This window comes from Paenibacillus sp. FSL F4-0122, assembly GCF_038002845.1.
Classification (GTDB): Bacteria; Bacillota; Bacilli; order Paenibacillales; family Paenibacillaceae; genus Paenibacillus_AQ; species Paenibacillus_AQ odorifer.
Genome location: NZ_JBBODI010000001.1, coordinates 4,964,504 through 4,985,613, shown reverse-complemented (window position 1 = coordinate 4,985,613; position 21,110 = coordinate 4,964,504). Strand labels below are relative to the sequence as shown.

Here is a 21,110-nt window from a genome sequence, read left to right as displayed (position 1 = left end):
CTCCATTTCGTTATCACTCTTGATTTCGAACCTCTTCAGCTTCATCTTGACACTCAATAACTGTGATGTTCTTCTGATCTAGAACTTCTCTGATCTCGATTGGAAGCTCTCGATTTGTAATTAAAATATCAATGAAGTCAAAGTCTAGCCGATAAAAGGATTTGGCATTAAATTTGGTGTGATCGGCTACTAAAATCACTTGATCAGATCTTCGAGCCATTTCTCTTTTTACCCGCGCATCTTCTTCATAAGGATAATAGAGCCCATCAGCACAGATCGCCGACGCTCCAATAAAGGCTTTATCCGCACGAATTTCACTAAGTTTATCGATAATGGAAGAACCATATAACAAGCGGTTTTTCACATTCAAGTAACCACCAAGTACATAAATTTGCAGATCCTCACGATGGGATAAAATCCCTACATTATCTATTGAATGCGTGACAACCGTAATATCCTGTGCACTAATTTGTTCAGCAACAAACTGTACAGTGGTCGATACGTCTAAAATCACAGTCTCACGATCTTGGATAAGCGCGGCTCCGATCTTCCCTATTCTCTGCTTACTCTCGGATTCATCGATCAAACGATCCTGGTAAGATAATAATTCTTTTTGTAATTCTGGTAACGCTAGACCGCCATGCGTCCGAACAACGACGCCCTCTTGTACTAACCTAACAATATCCCGTCGGGCAGTATCTCTTGAGACTTCAAATTGCGTACAGATATCTTGAACACTCATTGCTTGGTGTTGTTTCAAATATTCGAGTATTTTTAATAATCGTTCCTCTTGATACATAAGGTAATCCACCTCCTAAAGTCATCATAAGTCATTTAATAAGTATTTACAAGCGTTTATGAGTATATGATTAAGCATATGTAAGTATTAATACGTAAAAAAAGACGAAAGCCAGATGAATGTGCATCCGCTAACGCCTTTTTAATTTTATTTTTTTAGGATTTACTTCACAATGTCACTTCACCTTGCGGTTCCAGCTTTTTTGTATTTTTCGAATAAAAACAATCTGGCCCACATGATAAGCATTATGGGTTGTTACATTTCCGAGTACTTCCCACCATTTACTGTCTGGGAATCCTTGAACATCAGCTTCCAATTGTTCTTTCTTAATCAATTCCTGCCAATGTAAAAGAACCTCTAAAAGTTGTTTTTGCAACGCTTCGAACGTTTTCCCTTCTGCAACGACAAAGGTATTATTATTATCCACTGAAGGAACCACATGAACACTGGCTTCTTTATACCTTGTTTGCCAAGTTTCATTCCAGTAAAGCAGATGCTGCACAATCTCAGCAATACTATTGCTTTCTTCCGTTACCTTCCAAAAAGCTTCTTCTTCACTTAAGTCTTTAACCGCCACTTCAAAGGGCACATACCAACTCGGATCATTTGCATTGGCCAGCAACTGGTTGGCTAGAACATCATAAGCATGAAACATTCTTCCTTCCCCCATTTTCCAGATAGATTATAAGCAATTTAAGTACCGCAGAATGTACGATATGGACATGCGGATTCCTCAGGAAGTGCCGAGTATTCCTCTTGTTCAGGGGAGTAGGCGTATGGGTTAGACAATGCTTGAAGTAACCTCTCCATCACATCGTAATCTTTCCGCTCTACCGCCGCCTCAAGCGCTTCTTCCACACGATGATTCCGCGGAATAATCGCAGGATTACTGGTACGCATCAGCTCCTGTGAAGAGGATTGTGATTCCTGCTGCCTGCTAAGGCGCGCCTGCCACAGCTCATTCCATTGCTTAAATTCAGGAGTGCCAAACAGATCAGCATCTTCCATTACGCCTAAAGTTAAAGACCGAAATGTATTAGTGTAGTCAGACCGATATTTTTGCATCAGTTCAAGGAGGGTATCAATCAGAGCAACATCCTCTAACTCTTCGTTAAAGATTCCCAGCTTCGCTCTCATTCCCGTTAGCCAATATTGATAGGACCGCTCCGAAAAATCTGAAATTGCCTCCTCAGCCAGCTTAATCGCCTGTGCCTGATCGTCAGCCAGCAATGGCAGTAGAGTCTCGGCAAATCTGGCGAGATTCCATGCGCCAATCCCGGGCTGATTGTGGTAAGCATAACGACCCTGCTGATCTATGGAACTAAATACCGTCTCAGGATTATACACATCCATGAAGGCACATGGACCATAATCAATCGTTTCTCCGCTAAGGGCCATATTATCGGTATTCATCACTCCGTGAATAAAACCTACAAGCTGCCATTTAGCAATTAGCGCTGCTTGACGTTCCATTACTTCCCGAAGCAGAACAAGATATGGATTAACTTCCACAGGAGCTTCTGGATAATGTCTATGCAACGTGTAATCAGCCAGAATACGCAGATCCTCCACAGTCCCCCATGCAGCAGCATATTGGAAAGTTCCAACACGCAAATGACTCGCCGCGATCCGGGTCAAAACAGCCCCCGGCTGTTCCGTTTCTCGAATTAGCGACTCCCCTGTAGCTACCACCGCCAAGCTGCGAGTCGTAGGAATCCCGAGTCCATGCATAGCTTCACTGATGATATATTCGCGTAACATCGGTCCAAGCGCTGCCCGGCCATCGCCACCACGAGAGTATGGGGTTCTTCCCGCACCCTTCAACTGAATATCTACACGATCACCTTGAGGGGTGATCTGTTCGCCCAGCAGCACTGCTCGACCGTCTCCCAACATGGTAAAATGTCCGAATTGATGTCCAGCATAAGCTTGCGCAAGCGACACGGTACCTTCAGGAACTTCGTTGCCGGCAAGAATCCCAAGGCCCTCCTTGCTCTGTAGTGCTGTGCTATTCAGCCCTAGAGTAGCAGCCAATGGTTCATTAAAAATAATCAGTTCCGGTTTACGCACAGGCGTTGGCTTAATTCTTGTAAACATTGATTCCGGCAGATGAGTATAACCATTCGCAAAATTCCAGCCTATATCTATTTTCTCTGTCATATTATCTCCTTTTTATACCCTCAGTCTCTATGCCTTTATTAACTCAGAATAAGTTATGTTAAAATTTAATGCAAATCTTCTCGCAGACCTATGTTTTTGCCGAAGTGTTACAAAGACCGCCCGGCTTCCTGCCATTTTATGCAGGGAACCGGGCGGTCTTAATTATGATGTTCTATCTTGTTTTCAACTTATTTGGAAGCTAATTCGCTCCGCCTTTGGAGAGCATAATATTGAGAATGGTCTTGTCAGTTTCCGCCAGCCCTTCCTGAACCAAACGCTCCATGTTGCGGATGGTATCTTCCACCTCTTCGAAAATCACACCATCCTTGGTTGTAGGAGCAATGTTGTTCATAGCCAGTGTGGCTGCCTGGATCGCCGTATTGGTGGAGGTGGAAATCTTCAGCGCACAGGTAGAATTCGCACCGTCACAGATCATCCCTGACAAAGAAGCTATCGTATTCTGTATCCCATGCTTGATCTGCTCAAGACTGCCGCCCATGAGATAAATGATCCCGCTATTTGCTCCTACTCCTCCTGCAATCCCTGAACCACATAATGGGGACAAACGCCCGATATAATGTTTGATGTGCACAGTGACCAGATTGCTCAGTGCAAGCGCCCGAGCTAGCATTTCTTCATCTTTGCCCAGCAATTCCGCCAGAGCTATAACGGGTAGTGTACAGGCGATGCCTTGATTACCGCTGCCCGCAGTTGTCATCACAGGCATTGCACTGCCATCCATTCGAGCATCTGAAGCCGCTGCAGTGGCCGCGATAATTCTGTTCGCTACATCATTGCCGAACAGATTCACCGCAGATTGCTGATTCATTTTCTTACCTACCTGCAAGCCATAATCGCCTCGCAATCCCTCATCGGAGATCGCTTTGTTCATCCGTGCCCCTTCCAAGAGAAAGCTAAGCTCTGAAAAAGGAGCGTTACAGATAAACTCGAATATCTGGTCTACTGAGCCCGCATACTCTTCCGTGTCGGAAAGACTAGGCTTGCCACAGTCGGCTTTTGAATTCCGGGGTGTTATTTTCTCCCCGTCCAGAGCCAAATATTCTATATGGGTGTGCTCTCTGGCAATAATGGCAGTCGCCGTATGGTTCTGCGTAAACAACTGGGCTTCAATATATAATTTCTCAGGAGTGTCCTTTATCTCCACTTTTAGCAGCTTTCTATCCAGCAGGTCATTTGCCATCTTCAACTCAGCCTGTGTCAGACCTGACAGAATTTCCAGTTCCTTGTGAGAACGGCCGACCACCGCTCCAAGGGCTGCTGCGATGGGCAGGCCTGTCTGGCCTGTCCCGGGAATGCCCACTCCCATTGCATTTTTGATAATATTACCGCTGAGATGCAGCTGAATCCCCGTAATTTCTTCCTCGAGAAGCTCTGCCGCCAAGGAGACGGCATACGCAACTGCAATCGGCTCCGTACAGCCTTCTGCCGGTACGACTTCCTTGTGTAAAATTTCCAATAAGTTGCTCATGTATGCATTTCCCCCTTCTCTCTCCTGTTGGAGTTATTTATATATAGTAACTCAGAGAGAAGTTTCAGGGAATCCTTTTTCTTAGGAATCACTCCTTCATCCCCCTAATATAGTGTAGGAAAGAAAGGCGGGATGCACGTGAGTAAGAGGAATGAGCAAGGGCAAAGGGCGATCTTTCTAGCTGCAGTCTGCGGGCAGACCTATACACAATTTTCAAATATAGATGGAGTTTTCGTCATTCCATTAGATTATCAGCTATGTCATCCCATTGAAGCACAATCCTTCAATAATGTATGGGAACGTTTCGGCTTTATTTTGGAGTCTCCACAAGAGATTATTATTGCCTTTCGGGGAACCAGTACGACGACCAATTGGATATCCAACGTCCTCGCTTCACAGGAACGGTTCAAATATCTTAAAGAAGACTCTCTCACCCATCGTGGCTTCACCAACATTTATTCTTCAGCTCGGGATGGCATCTTCTCTACGCTCTCCAAGCTATCTCCCGACAAGACCTTATACATTACGGGCCACAGCCTCGGTGCAGCGCTCGCCACCTTATGTACCTTAGATATTGCGGCAAATACCTCTTACACCACACCTAACCTCTATACTTATGGTTCCCCACGGGTAGGCGATCCGGACTTCGTTAATATTTTCAAACAATATGTGCGGAAGAGTTACCGGTATGCCAATCTTTTTGATGTTGTAACCTACGCACCTCCACATGTCTATAAGCTCCCCAAACGGGAAAAAAAGTATTATTACAATCATGTCCACACTTTTAACTCACTGTCTTTCCAAAATGGATCTACAAGTGGTAATCACGTAATCAGCAGCTATTTCGCCGAGCTCTCCAAGCTCCAACCGGAATTCGCTCAAGAATTATGTATAACGAACCCTGGATTCTGTCCACTCGTGGCTACGAAAGCAGAAGTATAATGTGAACACAAAAAGGAGGTGCCCAACACGCCATAAGCTGGCTGCCGAAACACCTCTTTTCTTCGTATGATTCGATGCCATCAGCAGTTACAAAGTCACTAACGGACTCCATTGACACTAACAGCAGTATATTTCCACTTTAAGAATTCCATCGGACTCCATGGCCACTATTGGCATAAAAAACACCTAATATAAGTCACTTTCTAACGAATAGCTGCACTGGAGTCCGAAACGCTGCCCAAAAGGCGATTATTTTGCAAATAACGTCATCTGGGTCCGAAGCCGGTACGAATGAAACTAGATCAGAATATAAAATAAACTAATACCACACCCAGGACTAACAGAATAAGTGAAACTATGTGCTGTTTCGTATGTTTTAGAAATTTCCAGTCGATGAACGACTGAAACCCTATTGCTACTACTATAACTACAATCCAAAACCATTTTATAACCGTACCCTCTGGGCCATCGGCAATTATTATCACAATCCCCGTAATTAATCCCACAAGTGCAAGTATAAGCTTCCCTTTTATATTAAGCTCATAACCGTCTTCAGGAAGTTTTTCTTTGTCCGGGCCAACAATCCATATCCTTAGAAATAGATTAGAAAAAGCAAGTATTATAAGTATAAGTCCAATTTTCACTTTCGTTCACCTCCACCCTTATATAGAATTCATTCGTATTTATTTCTGATCATTAGTTCTTTGATTTCTTTTAACTCATTTAATATTTCTTTTGATAGTTGCGTACTTCTAGAGTTATCGATGCCTACTTTAATCACAAATATTCCAAGCAACAAATAGATGATTAGCATTACGATGATCCCCAATTTACGTTCACTCCTCTTTTTTTGTATATTTCATTAAAGATATTGTTAGCATTAGATTAATATTATTCCCATGATACCATAATAAGGATATCTAATTAACACTCAGGAGCTTGCCGTTGGCTTGACAAATGATCAGTATATTCGATAAAATATATTATATCTTGATAATCAAGATAATTGATTTGCGAGATTTTTTCCATGAGGGAACGCGATTAATCTTAACTGAAAAGAGGGAACACAATGGCAGTACTTATTCTATACGCTACAAAATCTGGAGCAACAGAACAATGTGCAAAAGTATTATCAGAAGAGCTACCTCAGAGCAAAATTTGCAATATCGAACTAGAAAAGCCAGATATCGAGGCATTTGATAGCATTATTTTAGGGGCAGGAGTAAGAGATGAAAAAATATATAAAGCCATTCGTGACTTTATCAAAAAAAATAAAGATGAGTTACTGACTAAGAAGATGGGCTACTACATTTGCAACGAGAAACCCAAGAAAACCGAAGAATTAATAGAGAAAAATTTCCCTGATGATCTGAAAGAAGCTGCGATTTGTATTGAATCTTTTGGAGGTTATAAGGCATATAAGGCTCCAAAGGAAGGTACTGATCAGCTCAAAGGGATATTGGTAGATAAAATAAAAGAATTCTCACAAAATTTCAAATAAAAAATCCTGTTACCAAGACGAAAATCTTGATAACAGGATTCTTTTTTTATATACGTTTATTGCGCCTTGAGGGTCACTTCAAACTTCGCACCGACATCACCTACAAATACAATTTTGCCGTTGCTAGGAAGTTTGACTTGCTTAAGACCGCTAATGGTAAAGTAATTCACACATACACCATTCACATCATAGACGGCAAAGGAACTCTTGGTTGGCAGCTCTACTGTCATTATCTTACCTGTTGCCGTTTCAGGAACTCCATACCATCTAGCGTATCCATCTGATTGGATAGTTACCATAGATTGCGGGCCTGCATAAATAGGTTTAACTGCATCTTGATGTATAAATAATTGATTGCCAATCTTTAAATACTCCACACCATTTTTATTTTCAAAAATAAGATCCGCAAGATCGCGCCCAGCGATGGTTGGGATTTGCACGGTCATTTCTGCTTTATTAGGTCCAGTTATTTTATTCGAGCCCATATAACCAGGTGCGTCAGGGAACATAGCGATTCCAGCTACCGGCATACTCATGTAATATTGGGAGCTGTACTTCTCGCTGACATCAAAATACAATTTCCCTTGACGCTGCTGCCATGCAGTAATGACCTCTTGAGATAGGGCATTAGGTTCAAGCTTCTCAGCTGCATATTGGGTAACGGCAGTTTCACCAAGTCCTGGAATTACCCCATACCCTTGACTCCAAAGATAGATACGGCCATTGCTCTCCTTCACAAAGCTAACTTTACTTGTACCCTCGGCATCTAAAAATTCACCGTTCGAATTATATGAAAATTTCTGCGCTGGCATTGTAGGAGCTATAATCGAAGATATACTCAATTCCCCAGCTTTACTAACTTCTATCTTCATTAGTTGCGTAGAATCACCATAGACACCCGCATAGTTTACCAATTCTTGCGGCATATCCTCTTTGTTCGAAGCTTTAAAGGTAGGTGTAGCTTTCAGTTCCTTAATAACTCCCTTTTCCTGTAAGGCACTGAGTAAAATTTCGTTGGCAAGCATCTGGTCCGTTGTACTTGCTCCGCCAGAAGATATTACTGCTGCTGCCATCCGTTGTTCGGGCAATACAACTAATGAGGTATGATACAGACCCGTATCTCCCCCCTTTGTCAAAGCCTTGATTTCGTACTGGTTAAATGGATATAAGTTCACACTGTCCCAGCCTAATCCATAAGCTAACGAATTATCTGTTCCCTTAGGCCATATTCCACGCTTATATTCCTCTTGTTCCATCGCTTTCACAGACTTTTCTGACAAAATGCCAGTCGATTGGCCCGTAAAAATAGTTGCAAAGCGCACCAAGTCCTCTGCAGTGGAATAGATACCACCTGTTCCAATCACATTAATGGTTTCTTTGGGTAAAGCTGCTGAGTAGGTAGCATTGTAGACACTAGCCAGCTGAGAAGAAGCTACAGAATCTACAGGCGTTTTCGTATGTTCAAGCCCTAGAGGTTCTGTGAAATTTTGATGAATGAATGTGGTAAAGTCCGTGCCGCTGACCTTTTCAACAATCAACTCAGCCAGCGTAAATCCATCATTACAATATACTGAGTAGGCACCTGGATCGGCCTTCAGACGTTGTGTTGACAACGTTTCTAGTAAACTATCTTTTGCAATAGGATCAGAATCATTAAATAAGAAAGAATTGGATAAGTTCGAGCCAGCAAGACCTGAGGAATGATTCAACAGCATCCGTACAGTGATTTGCTTATAACGAGGATCTTCCATCGTAAAATTATTCAAATAAGATACGACTGAACCGTCCAAGTCTACTTTCCCTTGCTCAACAAGCTTCATAATAGAAGCTGTTGTATACATTTTACTCGTTGAGCCAATTCCATACATCGTTGTAGCGCTTGGTGCTGTCTTACTCTCCACATGACTATATCCAGATTGACCGCTCACAACGATATTATCGCCATCAATAAGAGCATATTGGAGACTAGTCGTTCCCAGCTTTTCCGTTAAGAATGCTGCCTTCTCTGCTGCCACCTTCTGAGTGTTCACATACGTTTGCCCTTTGCCGCTATCTGCTGCTAATGCACTCGTAGGGACATACATTACCAGTAGAAGCAATGCAACTAATAGGGATGCCAAATTCTTCTTCATACATAACCTCCCGATATGAAATCGTCATCCTTTAAAGGATAATTTATCCATGGAGTAATGTAAAGGAAGTTTGCAATTTTGGGACCATGTATCTAATCTACTAATTCTACTTTATCTCCGATTCGAATTTGCCCAGTTTTGATTACTGAAGCATAAACTCCAAAATGCAAATCAAACTCTTTATGCAGTTTTTTCAAAAGTACTGGGTCCTTCTGGAGACTATCCGGGTCCATCGTAATCACAACACATCTCTCGCAAAAACTATCTACCTGTAGCTGTGCATCCCCAATGTTGAGCCGGCGTCCAATCCAATCTCCTTCAAAAAGAGAATCATCATTCAGCGCAATAACAAAATTCCCGCGAAAACGCCGTTGATCCAAGGAATGCCCCCAGGTTGCCTCCAGTTTTTTTAAGCTGGCATCCGTAATGAGTAGAATACTAGCGCCATCCACGGATAGGAGCTGCGGATGTTCTGGCTGAGGATGTACAGCTTTTAGACCAGACATAGTGATTGGAGTTTTGGTTTGGCTTTGGATTTCTTCCAATAGAATATCATCCCATCCAAAGGTTCGCCCGTCTGATGCCGTTACATGGATTTGTCCATCTATAAATTGCGCTTGATAGGTAAGCATATTCGGAATATTTCTAGCGGTGATATATTTTCGCCAGCCCTCTTTTGACTCATCGTAAAAGGAGCAAAAACGGTCACCAAGCATTCCATACGGTTCAATCATACAACTTTCTAAATTCTCACCCGCAAATGACTTGACCGGGTAACGATTAATTCCTTGAATTTCACCAACAACTGATAACATGATACAACGCCTCCACTTGTCTTAAAATGCAACGTATCTTCCCATTCTACCTGATTTTATTTAACTGTTGTATGAATATCTAATAACCCAGAAATTTTATATGTTTTATTGAGTTATATGTTTTATACTATGACTGTTGGATATATTGCATTTTGAGATAACACTCACTCCCCTATAAAGAAGAGAGGTAACCTGCTGTGCGGACAAATGATTTTCAAGGTTTTGACTTTGTTTTTACCCAAGCCGTGATGGGTATGGCCCTTATTTCGCTTGATGGAACGTTCCTAAAACTGAATTCAGCATTATGCGACCTCTTGGGGTATGATGAAAACGAGTTAACGACACCCTCTCCAACCGTCCGTACCCTTCTAGATCAGATTCATAAATTCATTTCATTAGGAAGCTCTCTTCCATCTACGAGTACTGATCCGCAGAGACTCGAATTAGATTATTTCCATCCAACCGGACACCGGTTATCTTTAAACGTCTCCATATCTATCCTTCCGGATGACAATGGTGAACCCATATTTTATCTTACTCAATTCGAGAATAAGACCCTGATCAGGGAGATGGAGACTCAGCTTCAGGTTGTGAAGACCCATCTACTTGAAAAAGAGAGCTCTTTTCTACAGCTGCTGGAGGAACTGCCTCAGCCCGTGCTTATCACTAGGGGAGGGATTGTTCTATATGCAAATTCGGCAGGTTTACAATTAATCCATGCAGAAAGCCTAGATCAAGTGCTTGGTCTATCGACTATGGATATTGTAGACTACTCTAATTATGAAATTCTCTCAGAACGAAGAAAGAAATTCAACACTGATAGAACAACAGGTTCTGTCTGCTACCTGATTAATTGTTTAAATAACCAGCAGAAATATGTGGATGGAATTACATTGCCAATCATTTATGAGGGAAACGAAGCGTACATTGGCATATTCAAAGATATATCCGAGCAAGTATTGGAAGATGAACGACTGATACAGTCCGAGAAATTATCTACAGCAGGACAGTTAGCCGCTGGAATCGCTCATGAAATACGGAATCCTCTGACAGCCATTAATGGCTTTATGAAGCTACTGCGCTCTTCCGAGCGGATGAATGATAAATATATTTCCATTATTGAGTCAGAATTGAAACGCATCGAGTTCATCGTCAACGAACTGCTTGTCTTATCTAAACCCCAAACCACTCATATTAGTAAACCAGTGGATTTATTGTCTTTGCTGGAACAAGTCACCACACTAATGAATGGACAAGCTGCTCTAAAAAATCTCAAGATCCTCCCTGTCTGTACTGATCAATCCATTTGGATTAATGGTGAGGCTTATCAGATGAAGCAGGTATTTATTAACTTACTTAAAAATGCGATGGAAGCAATGAATCATGGGGGAAACATCTATATTCATGTGCAAACCTATGACAGAGAAGCCCGAATCAGTGTGCAGGATGAAGGCTGTGGGATGACAGAGAAACAGATCAATGCCCTTGGCAAACCATTTTATACGACCAAAGAAACAGGAACAGGCTTAGGTTATATGATCACACAAAATATTATACATAATCATGGCGGAGCGATCTCTGTAGAAAGTATTCTGGAGCAAGGAACAACTTTTACTGTGAGTATTCCAACGATCATTACACCTGAGGAACCTATCATGTAGAAGATGTGGTATCGCAACATCATGCAAGAATGCCCCTAATTTTCACAATATAATGGTTATACATAATTGGAAAAGAAGGTGCAGCAATGACTCGAGAAGTTCGAACTGTCGTTTTCGATCATGACTTAAAATTTGAGGCGTATCGATTCGAAGGTATTATGCAGAAGTTTCCCAACCATTTTCATGACTATTATGTCATAGGTTTTATTGAACAAGGAAAGAGACATCTGCTCTGTAACCAAGAAGAACATATTCTTAACAGCGGAGATGTGGTCATCTTTAATCCGGCGGATCCTCATGCCTGTGAACAGATAGACGGGAGAACGCTTGACTATCGCTGCATCAATATTCAGCCGGAAGTCATGCGTGAGTATGTGCTAGAAATTACCGGCATAGGCTACTTACCGCGGTTCACACGCAATGTTCTCTACCAAAGTGAACTGTCGAGCCCTTTACACGATCTGCACCAAATGATGTTAGAGGATCAATCCGATTTTCAAAAAGAAGAGTTGTTTCTATTTCTCCTTGAGCAGCTTTTGAGAGAATACATGGAGACAGAAACCCCCTATCCACAAGAGCCTACTTCTGAAATTAAAATCATTTGCGATTACATAGAGTTACATTATGCGCAGAACATTACGCTAAACCAGTTAAGTGAATTAAGCGGCTTAAGTAAATATCACTTGCTGCGTTTATTTACCAGACAGAAAGGAATATCACCTTACCGTTACTTGGAAACTATTCGCATCAACCACGCCAAAAAGCTTTTAGAACAAGGAATATTGCCAATAGAAGTGGCCTCTCTAACCGGATTCAGTGATCAGAGCCATTTCACAAATTTTTTCAAAAGACTCATAGGCTTAACCCCTAAGCAATATATGCGTATATTTGTTCAGCAAACGGGAGTAAAGTCATCAAGGAACTTACGAAATGATAAATCAACGCAAGATTAACACAGGACATCTGCTGGCATTACTTACGATTTTAATCTGGGGAACCACCTTTATCTCCACTAAAATACTGTTAAAAGACTTTACGCCTGTGGAAATTCTGTTCTTCCGTTTTCTTATTGGGTACTTTGTACTGTTACTGATCTATTCACGTCCAATCCGAACTACATCCTTTAAAGAGGAATTACTCTTTATCTCAGCAGGTCTTTGTGGGGTCACGTTATATTTTCTTATAGAAAATATTGCCCTAGTCTATACCCTTGCATCCAATGTAGGTGTGATTGTCTCCATCGCTCCATTTTTCACGGCGGTGATCGCTCATTTCTTTTTAGAAGAAGAGAAATTTCGTAGGCAGTTTATTATAGGATTTTTGATAGCCTTGGCAGGAATTATATTAATTGGGCTGAACGGGAGTTTTCTTCTGCAGCTGAACCCCATCGGTGACTTGCTGGCATTGCTGGCACCTGTGGTTTGGGCAATTTATTCAGTGTTGATGAGAAAAATAAGCGTATTAAAGGTTCATACTATAGGGGCTACCCGCAGAGTATTTTTCTATGGTCTGCTGTTTATGCTGCCTGCTCTGTTTCTGTTTGATTTTCAGCTAGGTCCGAGTAGATTTAAAGAAATTTCAAATGTAGCTCACCTGCTTTTCTTAGGTTTGGGTGCCTCGGCACTGTGTTTTTTGACTTGGAATAAAGCTGTAGGGATTCTAGGGGCTGTAAAAACAAGTGTATATATCTATATTGTTCCTGTAATTACAGTGGCAGCTTCCGCCCTTGTTCTGAATGAAAAGATCACCTGGGCAATTCTAACGGGAACTTTTTTAACGCTTATCGGTTCTTATATTTCCGAACGCAAACCTAAATAAACAAAATATCTTTAACATTTAATAAAAAGAAGCCCCAGCAGCGTGATGCATACTGGAGCTTCTTTAAGTTTCATTCCATACTCAGAACAACGAGACAGGAATAAGCTTTCTTCCTCCCTTGATCAGGGTTGATTCCAGCATGTCCCCTTTGACGCCTCCAAAATAAAGCTGCCAATACACGCCAAAACGCACGCTGACATCATTCTTCACCAGCTCCGGCGGCGTAACAATCAGCCATTGGAATTTGAGCGCCTTGGAAATTTCGAAGACGGGGTCAAGCACGTTATTGGAGACCATTTCTCCGAAAGGATTGTCATATAAAAAGACCGTCCAGCCTTTATTCTCACGATTCACACGTTTATGCGTCATGATCATCATTGCGACCAGCAGCTGTACAGATTGACGTTGCCCACCACTGCCGACTGCTTCATCCAGTGCGCCGCGATTAATAATCTCCCAGTCCGAATAATGATAATCTTCCGGTGCGGCGTAGAGGAAATAATTCTCCGTTACCGGTTTATACACTTGAAGTATCGGAAAGCGGTTCTGCAGCGCCGCATAGACAATTCGTCCGTCATTAATAACCTCTTTGATTACCAGCGCCGGCACTTGTTCTATCTTTGGATACTTTTTGAGCAATTCATTGATGCATTGATTGAAGTAGTCACTCACCATCGGCTCTACCTCATCGCTTGTTCTTGGCACATTGATATTCTTGTAATTCAGACGTACCAGCGGAAAGGCATAATTATTCTCGTTATGAATAATCATCCGGCGTTCCATTCGCTTCATAATATCAATGATTTGTACCACTCGTAGAGATGCCCGGCCTACCCACATCTTGCGGGAGAGATCCATGCCTTCCTTATCACTTTGAATGCTCTCGATCTGATCGCTCGAACTGCGTAACATGGAATCTAGGACTTGCAGTGCAATGGCGAAATTATCCCAATGGACCGTATTCAATCGATCTAGAATCTTGGTCTCCAGTTCGGAATTCCGTTCATTTTTCGCAAGTTTTTCGGTTAAGGAATTTTTCTCTTCCTTCACCTTTTTGGAGATCTCATCCTGTCTAATCCGGCTATCTTTAATGCGGAGAAGCCAGTCGGCTACTAGAGGCTCGCAGCTTTCTCTAACCCTCAGCGTTATTTCTTCTGGTACACTCCGTAGGTTGACGCGATCCTCAATATGCGCATTCATTATTTTGATTTGATTGGATAAAGTCTGGATGAGGACATCCATTCGATCCAAGGATCTTTTACACTGGTTAAGCATAAGCTCATTCGCTTGGCAGCGCTCCTGAATTTCTGTCTCCTTATCCTCTAGCGCCTCATTCCAAAGCTCCACGGCACGTTCATGTTTCTCCTTGATACCCTTCTCTACTTTGCGCAACTCTTTCTGCAAGTTCTCCAATTCAGTCTGGCAGCGGATGTAACCGTCGTGAACAATCTGATAGTCTTCCTCTAACGAAGTAGTATCCGTCTTTTGGCGATTTCTTGCAGCCATAATAGACTCGGACGTTTCCGTAGGTTCAGTCGCCTTCCGCCAATTCACATCTACTTGATTCAGGCTGGATTCAAGCTCAGCCAGATTCTCGCTTGCTGCCTTAATCTGTGCAGCTCTTGTCCGAACTTCCAGCTCATTTTCGGTAAGTGATTGCTGCAGGCTTTCAACGGTACTGAGCTGCTGCAAGAGAAGATTCTGCTCTACAGGATCTACAGGTATGACTTCTCCTTCATCAGAAAGCTGGTGATCTGTTGGGAAAACAATCTCAGGAAACCATCGTTGCAGTCTAGGGAACATCGCATATTCGGTTTCTCTCGTCCATTTATTGCGTTGTCCGCTCAAGCTTTCCATTTGCACCTTTAGGTGTTCAAGCTGCTGATCTTTACCTGCTAACTCTTTGCTCACCAGATTCTTTCGTTCGATTATTTTTTGTTTTTCCTTATAATCTTGTTCCTGTTTCTTCGTCCGTTCAATCCAAGCTTGCAGAACCCCCGCTCTCTGCTCATGTTCCACACTTAGAACTTTGTTCTCAGCGAGCTCTCGTCCGATCCGGGTAAGCGTCCCCTCATTCTCATCCATCTCATTGCTCAGATTGATAATGCTCTGCTGAAGTTCAGCCTGCAGTTTAATAAGCGCATCATGCTTGGCTGTAAGCGTCATGGTATTCTCGACTTGAAATAAACGTTCATACTCCTGACGCACCGATTTCAACTTAGATAAATAGGCTTCAGAGTCCTGAAGGATCTGCTCCTGTTCCTTGAGCTTCCCCTGAATACTGCTCTTCCAATCCTGGAAACGATCCGGCTGCAAGACCATTTGCGGCCCTTGATTCGCAAAAAGCATGAAGGATGCTTGATGCGAAGCTGCCATCTCTTCACGAATAAAGATCGGCACCGCTGATTTCAGCAAGGTGTCCTTCATCAGTTCCGGCTGAATTTTATCAGCTTCGCGCCGGGTCAAAATCAAACTATATGGAAGTAACGGATATTGCTCCAGTTCTTCCTCACGTTCAAGATACGGACGGTCATTTAAGTAGGAACTACCTAGCGTTGATTGAATCTTTAACGAATCGAGTGTATCTTTGACCGTCAGAATATCTGAATTGGGTAGCCAGTAGGATTGGTTCTGAAGTTCCACATCCATGAGCTGATTATAGTAATCCCTTCTGGAACGTTTAGTCTGTTGCTCTACTTCATCTATTTTTCGGATAAAACGTGCCGGGATAACATCTTGTTCTTCAAAAAGGCCGGTAGCACCTAAACGATTATGCTCTTCATACATTTCCAGCAGTACAACGAGCTGTGACCATAATTGGGATTCTTTCTGAGTCTGTGACTCAAGCAGAACCCCAAGCTCGTCCGCTTCACGCTCATAAGAACGCCGTTTCTCACTCAGCTCAGCATGACTCTTATGCAGTGCCAGCTTCCGAATCTCTTCCTGCTTGTGCTGTTCTTCCAAGTCTCCAATGTCTTGAAGAATCGTTTTGGCCGCTGAGACCGTACGCTGCAGCGCAGCTGCCGGAGAATGGGCGGCATCCTGCCCATATTGGGCTGCGAATGCTCCGAGTTCTTCCGTATATTGCCGAATAGATAAGGTCAATTCATTGATCTGATTATCCAGCCCCGCCAGCTCTACCAAGAAACTTTCCCTTTCCTTGCGCAATTCCCTTTCTTCCGCCGTCAGGTCTTGCTGCGCTGTCTCAAACTCTCTAATCGTTTGCTGCCAGAGATTAAACACCACATCCCACTGTTTCCGCAGCTGTTCCTTGGCTGTCTGAATGACCTCTTGCCGTTCTTTCATCTCCAGAGAACCTTCGATAGCTTGAATTTCTTTTTGCCACTGCTCAATTTGCCGGGTATGGAGCAAACGTTTAGCCAGAAAATAAGCTACTTCAAGCTTCTTCTCTTGCGCTTTGGAATCCTCCAACCGACCACGCGCACGGCTCTGATCATCACTGAGCTTCTTAAACTCTTCTTGCTTCAGTTCCGTTTCTTCCTTGCTGCGTAAGTATTTAAGATTGTCTGTCTCAAAGCGCAGTTGCTTCGCATCCTGATAACGTCCAGCCAGTTCATCAGCAATCTTACTTCGCTCAACTTCTGCATTTCTCTGCTCTTCATAGATAACCGTATAGATTTGGCGTCCACGTAGTTCAGTTTCTTGTACTACGTTTTCCGCCTCCACGCCAAGTTTCACCAGCTCATAAAGCGGTGCAGCCATACCAAGAAACTCTGAATAGACCTGCTCCCGCTGTTCAAGCATCGGCAAGCGCTGAGCCACTGTTGCTGTATCGATAAACATCCGCTGCAGCGTATTGTCGTCTTCCTTTAATCCTTCATTCAGACTAGATCCGATTTCAGGAATAATCAGCTTTTCGAACAAGTTATGATTGGTGAAGGCATCATTCTTTTTAAAATAACCTTTGATACCGCCCTCTTCACCATTGATCCGCCGCATATTACGCCACTCGGCGATATGGATATCCCGGATAGCCAGGAAGTCATAATATCTTTTCAAATCCGAGCTATGGCTGCCAAAAGGTACAATCTCCCCCCGCCGATCGCGTACAAATTGCTGGATCGTTTCAAAACTCGTAGGTTCAGCAGTCACTTCGTCAAATAACGGCAACGTTGATAGCGTAAGTTCAGCCGCTTCACCGTAATCTGTAAGTGCGTACAGCAAGTAATCCACTTTGATATCCTGCTGATCAAGCGAATTATGTGCCGTCATAGCGATTCCCGTAGTCATATACTCATTGCGCTCATTGTTGTCGAGATGCCATTCGATAGCTACGTGAAAAGTGTACGGTTTAAGTTGTTTTTTATGATTATGAAAAAAAGCCTCAACCTGGTTCTCACTGTCTTTGCCCCATGGTGTTTTGGGCATTAACAGCTGAAAAATGGATTGCAGCAGTACTCCCTTTCCACCGCCATTCATGAGCGTAATAAGCGTATTAGCGGGTCCCTCTTCGTTGCAGAGGTCCAGAATCATATCGTCGTATTTCTTGAGCATCTTCTCGTATTTAAGTCCTGTAATTCGTATGCGTTCAATCCGCGGCATAGGTAGCACCGTCTTTCTCAGCTAAAGTTCTTCCAATGAGGCTCTTTAATTCCTGGTATCGATCGACATCATGATATAAATAACGCATTCTCTCATACAGCTCTTCCCGAGGAAAGATACGCTTCTCTGTCTCAGAGATGAATACGAGCTTCTCCTCTTCCAGAAGTTTCATGCCTTCATGGATCAGTCCAATTCGTGAGCCTGCGCCTCTGGTCAGAAGATCGCTTTCTTCCTGACTCTTAGTCTGCATGTAGAGACTGGTCCATACCTTAAACATCGCTTGGATATCAAGCTGCCACTGCTGGCTAAATCGCCCATCCTCATCCATCTGAATCCACGTCTGAAAGAGCGAGGACACCTGATCAGCAATTTGAATATAGGACATACTGTCCTGCCCCGACTTAAAATGAGTCTCATCCTGATCCATTTCGGCCAGAAAAACCAGAATAATAATATTGATAATATGTAAGTGAGTTTTACGCTCAACACGTGAATATTTGTTCTTTAACTGGGTGAAATTGGTTGCAAACACTGACCCCAGTGGATTAACCAGCAGATGGAGACGGTGCCCCGAATTCATCACCCGACAGCCCCCTTCTTTAGCAACATACTGAAGCGCATCATAAGTTCCTGCATCCTGAAGGCATTCTGCCGCTGCAGGGTCATCGAGAGGAATTACTTTTTTACGGAGCAATTCAAAAAATAGCCGCGAAGCTTGCTGTACCTGTTCTAATGTATAACTCATGTTAGTAACTTCTCACCTCTCCACGATCGTAATCATATATGGACTCATATCCAGACCAGGACACCGTACCCTTGAGGCTGGCTCTGGAGCAATGCTCGTCCGCAGCATTTTGCCGCGTAAACTCTCAAACAGAAGATCTTCTGCAAGTACATATTGGATTAGCTGTTGGCATTCATCAGAAACGCCGCCACCACCTTCTGGTGCCTGTTCCTGCACTAAAATCTCTGTATGAAAAAACTGCACCCACAGATCAACAGCATCCGGTGTATTTGCCCACCCTGTTAGTTCTTCGGCGGAAAAAGCCTCTGCAGTAAAGGTAAAGCTTCCCTGCTCAGCCAAGGCAGTAAAAACCGGCTTCCACAGATCCACTACTTTTGCCCATGGGATACCTTTAGGAATATATTGAACAGGCTCTGCGTCCACCTCATCTTCGAAATCATCCATCACTAAGTCGGGGATAAAGCCTACCTCTTGTTCCTCCCAAGCCCAAGGAAGCGGATAAACGAAGTCCTGATTCGGAGCGAATAATCCGCTGAGCAGCAGTTCAAGACTGTCACCGCTTGGCAGACCCTCTTCTTTCACCCATTCCTCCCATACGTGAGTACGGAAGTTAAACCCGGCTGCTCCCCAGAATAATTCAGGAAAGTTCAATCTTAAATTGGTCTCCATCTCAAAAATATTCAACACTACCTCAGCCAGCTCATCGTGTACACGCCTAGAAAGCTCGACTCGTTCAGAGAGAATACGGATCTCATTGAAGTCGATTACGTCTTTCTCATCATTGGCCAGCCGGGCCAGAGAACGGTGAATACTGTCAAAATGTTTGCGTTCCTCCTCGAACTGATGATGAATCTCTTCGAGTCGCTGATGCCGAGCCACTCCGAATTCACTAAAAATATGCTTTGGATTGCGGCGTAACGCATTGCGGTATTCTTGCTGTTGCTGGGTCATCTTACGGACACGGGAGATCAGTTCATTAACATCCTGAAGAGCCCGAGTTACGCGCCCATGTTTAATATGCATTTGAATCTCGAGCAGTTTGATGCTGATCTGAAATTCATCAATAATCTCATGGCTCATAAAAATGAGCTCCATTGCATATTCGGAGAGACGATAGATGGTTCTGCCATTCTCTTCCCAACTGCTGCGGGTCGCATCCTCGTCCACCGTGAAATACTTATATTTCTGCACGGACATTTGCCGGGTCACATCATCATAGAAAAAGGATTCGAAATCTCCACCATTCCCGCTCCACAATAAACCGTCCACGAGACGCTCTACGGATTCGGTAGTCCCAAGATTGGCGATATTAAAACGTTCCAGTGCAGTCCAAGTAAGTTCTATAATATCCTCTTTGGATCTTCTCTCATTCGATTCTAGCTCCAGATAATAGACTTGCAGCAGAACGCTTAAAGACACCATTTCTTTGTACGGTTGGATTTCGCCAAGGTTCATGCCAGCCCCCAAATTCCACAGGGGATTCAATCGTTTGTTTCGTTCGCCAAAATCCGACCAATTCATCTTTCTGCTAACCTCGCCATCACTTCATAATTTAAAATTTCCTGCGGAACTCTCCGGTCCTCTTCTCCCTGTACGGACAACGCCATACTTATTCTCGATCACCCTCACTAAAAGAAATAAAACCCCTATACATCCTGTATAGGGTTCTGAAACACGGGAATATATGTTTCTATTATAACAATCCTTCGAAGCTTATGCTATTTTTGTTAAACAAAATAATAGATTCTAGCCGGATGACAAAAGATCGCGGAATTACAGGGAGAAATCCCCTGATTTTTCTCTTGAAGCTTCATTAACCCTTATGGACTAAGCAAAAAAAGGCTGCCCCAAAAACCATGAATTGGCTGAATGAGACGGCCCTTTTTTATTAACTACTCAGCAACTCCTTGCGTAAACGCCATACAATACTGCTCAAGTGGGCTATTAGGTAGAGGAATGACTTTAACCGTACGGAAATGATAATGCTCATAGATGGGCAAGTTGCTCGGCGTCTGTGTCTCTAACGTGCATAATGTATTGTTCACACGACATTCCGCGAGCAGCGGTGTCATGATTTTTGATACATATCCTTGGCCTCGATATTGTTCTTGCACTGCAAGCATATCCAAATGTTTATACTTCTGATCCCCAAACATTGATAACCATAAAGAACTCATACTACGCAAAATAGATAAACCACGTATAAATCCTCGCACCCCAATGATTCGGCAGATCGGTAATGACTTGATGATCGCAAGGACTATCTGTTTCATATACCTGACGTTCGAAATCAATGTCCCTGTCTGACGCTCCGAATGGAACACTAAAGCCACTGCTTCAAAGTTAGTAGAAGTCGTTAGTAAATCCGAATATGGATACAACATCTCAATGTAACGATGAAAAAAAATATTCAACACGCGTAATCTGGTTGATTCATCAGGCAAGATATGCTGATATAACGGATCATTTTTAGCAAATGCTTCGG

At 43.0% G+C, this 21,110-nt stretch carries 16 protein-coding genes; 5 read left to right on the top strand and 11 right to left on the bottom strand.

The features are described 5' to 3' along the window. Positions 1 to 13 precede the first annotated feature (13 nt). From MHH49_RS21675 to MHH49_RS21660, 4 genes are all read right to left on the bottom strand, one after another. Entirely contained in the window at positions 14 to 799 is a 786-nt protein-coding gene (locus MHH49_RS21675) for a DeoR/GlpR family DNA-binding transcription regulator (RefSeq protein WP_038572168.1), read from the bottom strand. A 175-nt stretch (positions 800 to 974) separates the two neighbouring features. Beyond that, positions 975 to 1,454: a DinB family protein gene (locus tag MHH49_RS21670; RefSeq protein ID WP_339809813.1), complete on the bottom strand. Its 480-nt coding sequence runs from the start codon at positions 1,452 to 1,454 to the stop codon at positions 975 to 977. A gap of 38 nt (positions 1,455 to 1,492) precedes the next feature. Continuing rightward, positions 1,493 to 2,959 (bottom strand): protein adenylyltransferase SelO, encoded by a 1,467-nt coding sequence (locus tag MHH49_RS21665; protein ID WP_339809812.1) that lies wholly within the window; start codon positions 2,957 to 2,959, stop codon positions 1,493 to 1,495. Positions 2,960 to 3,158: 199 nt separating this feature from the next. Beyond that, complete coding sequence (locus MHH49_RS21660; protein ID WP_038572174.1) at positions 3,159 to 4,448, bottom strand: L-cysteine desulfidase family protein; 1,290 nt, start codon at positions 4,446 to 4,448, stop codon at positions 3,159 to 3,161. 138 nt (positions 4,449 to 4,586) lie between these two features. Between MHH49_RS21660 and MHH49_RS21655 the strand changes: the two genes are divergently transcribed. Beyond that, complete coding sequence (locus tag MHH49_RS21655) at positions 4,587 to 5,390, top strand: lipase family protein (protein ID WP_445259920.1); 804 nt, start codon at positions 4,587 to 4,589, stop codon at positions 5,388 to 5,390. A 302-nt stretch (positions 5,391 to 5,692) separates the two neighbouring features. Here the strand turns inward: MHH49_RS21655 and MHH49_RS21650 are convergent, their stop codons facing one another. Next, complete coding sequence (locus MHH49_RS21650) at positions 5,693 to 6,034, bottom strand: DUF4181 domain-containing protein (protein WP_036688860.1); 342 nt, start codon at positions 6,032 to 6,034, stop codon at positions 5,693 to 5,695. Positions 6,035 to 6,459: 425 nt separating this feature from the next. On the opposite strand from MHH49_RS21650, the gene MHH49_RS21645 reads away from it, so the two are divergent. Then, positions 6,460 to 6,891: a flavodoxin domain-containing protein gene (locus MHH49_RS21645; protein WP_076104972.1), complete on the top strand. Its 432-nt coding sequence runs from the start codon at positions 6,460 to 6,462 to the stop codon at positions 6,889 to 6,891. A gap of 56 nt (positions 6,892 to 6,947) precedes the next feature. Here MHH49_RS21645 and MHH49_RS21640 read toward each other — a convergent pair whose 3' ends face one another. Together MHH49_RS21640 and MHH49_RS21635 are read right to left on the bottom strand one after the other, a co-directional pair. Beyond that, on the bottom strand, positions 6,948 to 9,023 hold the full coding sequence (locus MHH49_RS21640; protein WP_339809810.1) for a serine hydrolase domain-containing protein: 2,076 nt from the start codon (positions 9,021 to 9,023) through the stop codon (positions 6,948 to 6,950). Positions 9,024 to 9,115: 92 nt separating this feature from the next. After that, positions 9,116 to 9,838, bottom strand: a complete 723-nt coding sequence (locus tag MHH49_RS21635; protein ID WP_076223119.1) for an MOSC domain-containing protein — start codon at positions 9,836 to 9,838, stop codon at positions 9,116 to 9,118. 197 nt (positions 9,839 to 10,035) lie between these two features. Between MHH49_RS21635 and MHH49_RS21630 the strand changes: the two genes are divergently transcribed. From MHH49_RS21630 to MHH49_RS21620, 3 genes are all read left to right on the top strand, one after another. Next, entirely contained in the window at positions 10,036 to 11,499 is a 1,464-nt protein-coding gene (locus MHH49_RS21630; RefSeq protein ID WP_256717306.1) for an ATP-binding protein, read from the top strand. Between the two features lie 86 nt (positions 11,500 to 11,585). Further along, positions 11,586 to 12,452, top strand: a complete 867-nt coding sequence (locus MHH49_RS21625) for an AraC family ligand binding domain-containing protein (protein WP_076316272.1) — start codon at positions 11,586 to 11,588, stop codon at positions 12,450 to 12,452. Beyond that, complete coding sequence (locus MHH49_RS21620) at positions 12,433 to 13,317, top strand: DMT family transporter (protein ID WP_256717311.1); 885 nt, start codon at positions 12,433 to 12,435, stop codon at positions 13,315 to 13,317. The genes MHH49_RS21625 and MHH49_RS21620 overlap by 20 nt, the downstream gene beginning before the upstream one ends. Before the next feature lie 81 nt (positions 13,318 to 13,398). On the opposite strand, the gene MHH49_RS21615 is transcribed toward MHH49_RS21620, so the two are convergent. From MHH49_RS21615 to MHH49_RS21600, 4 genes are all read right to left on the bottom strand, one after another. Further along, positions 13,399 to 17,880 carry a hypothetical protein gene (locus tag MHH49_RS21615; RefSeq protein ID WP_076316271.1) on the bottom strand — a complete coding sequence of 1,494 codons (4,482 nt, stop codon included), beginning with the start codon at positions 17,878 to 17,880 and terminating at the stop codon, positions 13,399 to 13,401. Further along, positions 17,867 to 18,625 carry a DUF6063 family protein gene (locus MHH49_RS21610; protein WP_076100230.1) on the bottom strand — a complete coding sequence of 253 codons (759 nt, stop codon included), beginning with the start codon at positions 18,623 to 18,625 and terminating at the stop codon, positions 17,867 to 17,869. The genes MHH49_RS21615 and MHH49_RS21610 overlap by 14 nt, the downstream gene beginning before the upstream one ends. 12 nt (positions 18,626 to 18,637) lie before the next feature. Next, a complete protein-coding gene (locus MHH49_RS21605; RefSeq protein ID WP_141240267.1) occupies positions 18,638 to 20,146 on the bottom strand; it encodes a hypothetical protein in 1,509 nt (502 codons plus the stop codon). Between the two features lie 371 nt (positions 20,147 to 20,517). After that, positions 20,518 to 20,898 (bottom strand): GNAT family N-acetyltransferase, encoded by a 381-nt coding sequence (locus tag MHH49_RS21600; RefSeq protein WP_235219572.1) that lies wholly within the window; start codon positions 20,896 to 20,898, stop codon positions 20,518 to 20,520. Between the last annotated feature and the right edge of the window lie 212 nt (positions 20,899 to 21,110).

What these genes read in the sequence shown, in the direction of transcription:
- MHH49_RS21605 (WP_141240267.1), bottom strand. Translation starts at nt 20,146, where the DNA reads ATGAATTGGTCGGATTTTGGCGAACGAAACAAACGATTGAATCCCCTG.
- MHH49_RS21610 (WP_076100230.1), bottom strand. Translation starts at nt 18,625, where the DNA reads ATGAGTTATACATTAGAACAGGTACAGCAAGCTTCGCGGCTATTTTTT.
- MHH49_RS21615 (WP_076316271.1), bottom strand. Translation starts at nt 17,880, where the DNA reads ATGCCGCGGATTGAACGCATACGAATTACAGGACTTAAATACGAGAAG.
- MHH49_RS21660 (WP_038572174.1), bottom strand. Translation starts at nt 4,448, where the DNA reads ATGAGCAACTTATTGGAAATTTTACACAAGGAAGTCGTACCGGCAGAA.
- MHH49_RS21645 (WP_076104972.1), top strand. Translation starts at nt 6,460, where the DNA reads ATGGCAGTACTTATTCTATACGCTACAAAATCTGGAGCAACAGAACAA.
- MHH49_RS21670 (WP_339809813.1), bottom strand. Translation starts at nt 1,454, where the DNA reads ATGTTTCATGCTTATGATGTTCTAGCCAACCAGTTGCTGGCCAATGCA.
- MHH49_RS21635 (WP_076223119.1), bottom strand. Translation starts at nt 9,838, where the DNA reads ATGTTATCAGTTGTTGGTGAAATTCAAGGAATTAATCGTTACCCGGTC.
- MHH49_RS21665 (WP_339809812.1), bottom strand. Translation starts at nt 2,959, where the DNA reads ATGACAGAGAAAATAGATATAGGCTGGAATTTTGCGAATGGTTATACT.
- MHH49_RS21625 (WP_076316272.1), top strand. Translation starts at nt 11,586, where the DNA reads ATGACTCGAGAAGTTCGAACTGTCGTTTTCGATCATGACTTAAAATTT.
- MHH49_RS21600 (WP_235219572.1), bottom strand. Translation starts at nt 20,898, where the DNA reads ATGAAACAGATAGTCCTTGCGATCATCAAGTCATTACCGATCTGCCGA.
- MHH49_RS21675 (WP_038572168.1), bottom strand. Translation starts at nt 799, where the DNA reads ATGTATCAAGAGGAACGATTATTAAAAATACTCGAATATTTGAAACAA.
- MHH49_RS21640 (WP_339809810.1), bottom strand. Translation starts at nt 9,023, where the DNA reads ATGAAGAAGAATTTGGCATCCCTATTAGTTGCATTGCTTCTACTGGTA.